Annotated in this window: 1 rRNA gene; it reads right to left on the reverse strand. The window is 50.4% G+C overall.

The window, feature by feature from the left end:
* Window positions 1-258 (reverse strand): 23S ribosomal RNA (locus LZP69_RS16480); the annotation flags it as partial.

Genomic DNA, 258 nt, shown 5'->3' on the forward strand with positions numbered 1-258 from the left:
GGGTCTACACCTTGCAACTATACGCGCAGTTAACACTCGGTTTCCCTACGGCTCCGCTATTCGCTTAACCTCGCTACAAAATGTAAGTCGCTGACCCATTATACAAAAGGTACGCAGTCACGGTCTCAAGGACCGCTCCCACTGCTTGTACGTATACGGTTTCAGGTTCTATTTCACTCCCCTCACAGGGGTTCTTTTCGCCTTTCCCTCACGGTACTGGTTCACTATCGGTCAGTCAGGAGTATTTAGCCTTGGAGG

This window comes from Shewanella sp. AS1 (assembly GCF_021412565.1).
Classification (GTDB): domain Bacteria; phylum Pseudomonadota; class Gammaproteobacteria; order Enterobacterales; family Shewanellaceae; genus Shewanella.